Here is a 4,078-nt window from a genome sequence, read left to right as displayed (position 1 = left end):
CTCGACGAGCGGTGCACCCGAGAGCGCTTCCTCCGGGGTGAGGCCCGGCACCACGACGTCGGGTCGGGTCACGTTGGTCACCGCGTTCGGGTTGGCCATCGGCGCCACGTCGTCCGCGGCCACTTCCGACACCGCCTTGACATGGCTGAGGATCGAATCCAGCTGGCCGGCGAACTCGTCGAGTTCGGCGTCGGACAGCGCGAGCCGGGACAACCGGGCGAGGTGTGCGACCTCGTCACGGGAGATGGCAGGCACCTTCGGTGACCCCTTTCATGGGAGAACGAACGTCGCATCCAGCGTAGTGCGTGCCCGGTTCGGCCTCCTGTGCGGCCCCGGGAGGCGACCGAATCGTTTCGGGGACGCGAAACGCGCGTATCAATCGTGTTTCACGCCCACCCGCGACCGGCGGATTTGCAGCGATGCGGTCCGTTTCGTCCGGAATTTGTGCACCCAACAGGCCTCGAAGGTGACAGGATGGTCGCAGTCGGGGGTCGCCTGTGCGGCCTCAACATGCAGCGCGCCGGCCATCGGCGTGCACTCGAATCGGCCCATAGGTGAAAGGACGCACGTGTCGTACCTGCTGCGTGTCCAGCTACCCGATCGACCTGGTAGCCTCGGCGCGCTCGCCGTAGCGCTCGGATCGGTCGGCGCGGACATCCTGTCGCTCGATGTCGTCGAACGCGGCGCCGACTTCGCCATCGACGATCTCGTCGTCGACGTCGAACCCGGCAAACTCCCCGACACGCTGATCACCGCCGCCGAGGCGCTCGACGGCGTCACCGTCGACTCCATCCGGCCGTACGCGGGCATGCTCGACACCCACCGCGAACTCGAGCTGATCGACCAGGTGGCCACCGCGCGCGACGGCCGGCTCCAGATCCTCGCCGACGGTGCGCCGCGCGTGCTGCGCGTCGGCTGGGCAACGGTCATCGCCGTCGGCCCGAACGGCCCCTACCGGGTCGCGGGGAGTCCCGGCGCCCCGGAAACCCACGCACTGAACCTGCCCTGGATGCCGCTCGAGAAGCCGCAGCTGCTCGACCACGAGGCCGGGTGGGTTCCCGCGGTGTGGCGGCAGATGGACACGACACTCGCCGCCGCACCGCTCGGATCCCCCACCCGGGTGCTCATGCTCGGACGGCCGGGTGGACCGGAGTTCCGGCCGTCCGAGGTGGCCCGGCTCGGCTACCTCGCCGGCATCATCGGCACCGTTCTGGGGTGACGCTGCGCCGGGGGTGATGCCGGGCGTACCGGGTCAGACCAGTTCGCGCACCATCGCGGTCAGCTCGACACCGGGCACCGGCACCCAGTTGCGTTCGGCGACCGGGACGAATCCGTTGCGGTCGTAGATGCGACGGGCGTCGACCATGGCCGGTTCGGTCGAGATCACCACGGCGCGGTCCCCGCGCTCGTACGCGGTGTCGAGGGCGTGCCGGACGAGGGCCGATCCGACTCCGCGGCGTCGGGCGGCCGGTGCGACCGCGAGCATCCGCAGTTCGAGTTCGTCCTCTTCCGCGATGTCCGCGAGACGCGACTTCGGTTCGGCCAGGGTCAGCGATCCGACGATCTCGCCGTCCGCGACCGCGACGACGACCTCGCCCTGAGCGTCGCGGGTGGCCGTGTCGCGCAGCCGCGCCACGTAAGGGTCGTCGGGTTCGACGAAGCCGCCGCCGACGTACACGTCGACGGTGAGGTCGCCGACGGTCTCGTACTCGTCCGGGCTCACACGCCTGATTTCGATCATTTGTGCACTATGACAGCCGATCCCGCGGCCACCCAAAACACCGGAACGCGATCCTCACCACACTCAGTCGTCGTCGTTGCCCTCGCCCGTGCCCGTCACCGCGTCCGGACCGAACTCGAGCAGCTTCCGGAATCCGGCCTCGTCGAGGATCGGAACGCCCAGCTCGGCAGCCTTGTCGGCCTTCGATCCGGGGGCGTCGCCGATCACCACGAAGGCGGTCTTCTTCGACACCGAGCCGGCGGCCTTCCCGCCCCGCAGCAGGATGGCCTCCTTCGCCTGATCACGGGAGAACCCTTCGAGGCTGCCGGTGACGACGATCGACAGTCCCTCGAGAGTCCGCTCGATCGAGTGGTCGCGTTCGTCCTCCATGCGGACACCGGCGGCCGCCCACTTGTCGACGATCTCACGGTGCCAGTCCACCTTGAACCACTCGTCGACCGACGCGGCGATGGTCGGCCCGACCCCCTCGACGGCAGCCAGTTCTTCCACCGACGCGTTCCGGATCCGTTCGAGACTGCCGAATTCGGTGGCGAGCGCCCGCGCCGCGGTGGGTCCGACGTGCCGGATGGACAGTGCGACGAGCACGCGCCACAGCGGCTTGTCCTTCGCGCGTTCGAGATTCTCGAGTAACCGTTCGCCGTTCTTCGACAGTGCGCCCTTGGTGGTACGGAAGATCGACGTGGTCATCAAGTCCTCGGCGGTGAGCGCGAACAGATCGCCCTCGTTACCGATCGCACCGGAGTTGATCAGAGCCGTCGACGCTTCGTAGCCGAGCGCCTCGATGTCGAACGCGCCGCGCCCGGCCACGTGGAAGACGCGTTCGCGCAACTGCGCCGGACAGAACTGCTGATTCGGGCACCGCAGATCGACGTCGGATTCCTTCGCCGGCGCGAGAGGCGTTCCGCACTCGGGACATTCGGTGGGCATCACGAATTCGCACTCGGTGCCGTCGCGCAGGTCGACGACCGGACCGAGCACCTCCGGAATCACGTCACCCGCCTTGCGCAGCACCACGGTGTCGCCGATGAGCACACCCTTGCGTGCCACCTCGGACGCGTTGTGCAGCGTCGCCAGCGACACCGTCGATCCCGCGACCGTCACCGGTTCCATGTACGCGAACGGAGTGACGCGGCCGGTACGGCCGACGCTCACACGGATGTCGAGGAGTTTGGTGGTGACCTCTTCGGGCGGGTACTTGTAGGCGATAGCCCAGCGGGGCGCGCGGGAGGTCGCGCCGAGGCGCCGTTGCAGCGACATCTCGTCGACCTTGACGACGAGACCGTCGATCTCGTGCTCGACGTCGTGTCGGTGCTCACCCCAGTACTTCATCCGCTCGACGACCGCGTCGGCGCCCTGCACGCGGACGGTGTGTGGGGAGACCGGCAGACCCCACGCCGCGAGCGCGGTGTACGCCTCGGACTGGGTGGCCGGTTCGAAGCCTTCGAGGCGCCCGAACCCGTGGCAGATCATCCCGAGCCGCCGCTTGGCGGTGACCGCGGGGTTCTTCTGCCGCAGCGAGCCCGCGGCGGAGTTGCGCGGATTCGCGAACGGCGCCTTGCCTTCCGCGACGAGGCTCGCGTTGAGCGCCTGGAAGTCCTCGAGACGGAAGAACACCTCGCCGCGCACCTCGAGCACGCTCGGGGCCGGGAAATCGTCGGTGCCCGTGATCCGTTCCGGGATGTCGTCGATGGTCAGTGCGTTGAGCGTGACCTCTTCCCCGGTGCGGCCGTCGCCGCGGGTCGCCGCGCGCACGAGCTTGCCGTTCTCGTACACGAGGTTCAGAGCGACACCGTCGATCTTGACCTCGCAGAGGTAGTGCAGGTTGCTGCCGGCCTCGGACTCGACGCGGGCGAGCCAGCCGCGCAGTTCGTCCTCGGTGAAGACGTTGTCGAGGCTGAGCATCCGTTCGAGATGGTCGACCGCGGTGAAGTCGGTCGCGAAGCCGCCGCCGACGAGCTGCGTCGGTGAATCCGGCGTGCGCAGCTCCGAGTACTGCTCCTCGAGCGCGTTCAGTTCGCCGAGCAGCTGGTCGAACGCGCCGTCGGAGATGATCGGGGCGTCGCGCACGTAGTAGCGGAACTGATGCTCGCGCACTTCCTCGGCGAGCTGTTGCCAGCGCTCGCGGGCCTCGGGAGGTGCGGTGACGGCTGCGCTCGTCGATTCACCCTCTGCGCTCGTCGCTTCACCCACAGCGTCCGTCGATTCACTCACAGCCCGCAAGCCTAGTCGAGGCCGCCGACAGTTCCCGGCCGCTCGGCCCGGGTGATCAGAGGGATTCCGGGTCCTCGGCGAACGCCGCGGCCACGTCGCGGGTCAGGCGCAGCGCGGTGCGCGCCC

4 protein-coding genes are annotated in these 4,078 nt (G+C 68.8%); 1 reads left to right on the top strand and 3 read right to left on the bottom strand.

Going from position 1 to position 4,078, the window contains the following annotated elements; translation table 11 throughout:
- Positions 1-255 (bottom strand): Asp-tRNA(Asn)/Glu-tRNA(Gln) amidotransferase subunit GatC (gene gatC, locus ACN675_RS28115; protein WP_420753942.1); only part of this gene is annotated, 255 nt, incomplete at its 3' end.
- A 313-nt stretch (positions 256-568) separates the two neighbouring features.
- Here gatC and ACN675_RS28110 point away from each other — a divergent pair.
- The gene (locus tag ACN675_RS28110) at positions 569-1,219 is read left to right on the top strand and encodes an amino acid-binding protein (protein WP_420753941.1); all 651 of its coding nucleotides are present in this window, start codon (positions 569-571) and stop codon (positions 1,217-1,219) included.
- Positions 1,220-1,252: 33 nt separating this feature from the next.
- On the opposite strand, the gene ACN675_RS28105 is transcribed toward ACN675_RS28110, so the two are convergent.
- Complete coding sequence (locus ACN675_RS28105; RefSeq protein WP_420753940.1) at positions 1,253-1,741, bottom strand: GNAT family N-acetyltransferase; 489 nt, start codon at positions 1,739-1,741, stop codon at positions 1,253-1,255.
- 63 nt (positions 1,742-1,804) lie between these two features.
- Positions 1,805-3,931, bottom strand: a complete 2,127-nt coding sequence (gene ligA / locus ACN675_RS28100; protein ID WP_420753943.1) for an NAD-dependent DNA ligase LigA — start codon at positions 3,929-3,931, stop codon at positions 1,805-1,807.
- Positions 3,932-4,078: the final 147 nt, after the last annotated feature.

This window comes from Rhodococcus sp. O3 (assembly GCF_048897285.1).
In the GTDB taxonomy this organism is placed as follows: Bacteria; Actinomycetota; Actinomycetes; order Mycobacteriales; family Mycobacteriaceae; genus Rhodococcus.
The sequence above is the reverse complement of the archived record's forward strand: the minus strand, read 5'-3'. Positions and strand labels throughout refer to the sequence as shown.

Excerpts from the sequence above, each read along its gene's own strand:
- ACN675_RS28105 (WP_420753940.1), bottom strand. The coding sequence starts at position 1,741 with ATGATCGAAATCAGGCGTGTGAGCCCGGACGAGTACGAGACCGTCGGC.